Below are 439 nucleotides of genomic sequence, written 5' to 3' on the forward strand. Positions count from 1 at the left end.
AGCTTCGGATGGCCGCGCGCTGCAGTTGGCTGAGGCGCAGCCGGCCGGCGTGCTGGATCGCACTTTCGTACACCTCCGCCGCCTCCAGACTGGGCATGCCTCGGTACTCGACATTGAACTCGGCCTGGGTCATGAAGCGGTGCTCGTGCGCAGGCAGCGACTGCCGGATGTCAGCGATGCGGTGCGCCAGCCGCCCCCAGGGACTCAGGCGGCCTGCCCCGGACGCGCGGGGCAGGTACAGCGAAAGCCGTTGGGTGAACTCGTCCAGTTGGCGCATGCGCACCCGGAAATAGCGGCCACTGAACTGCACGTAGTGGCGCAGGCGGCCGCCCTTGCGGCTCAGATGCCAGCCCGGTCGCGCCGGGTCGGCGACGATGCCGCGATTGCGCGCCTGCTCTGCGGTGAGCGCATGCGGATGTTGCTGCCGGAGGATGCGCGA

Annotated in this window: 1 protein-coding gene; it reads right to left on the reverse strand. The window is 69.5% G+C overall.

Going from position 1 to position 439, the window contains the following annotated elements:
• Positions 1-439 (reverse strand): hypothetical protein (locus tag KVS69_RS18830; protein ID WP_217539495.1); only part of this gene is annotated, 439 nt, incomplete at both ends.

The sequence above is a fragment of the Stenotrophomonas sp. GbtcB23 genome, assembly GCF_019091045.1.
Lineage (GTDB): Bacteria > Pseudomonadota > Gammaproteobacteria > Xanthomonadales > Xanthomonadaceae > Stenotrophomonas > Stenotrophomonas rhizophila_A.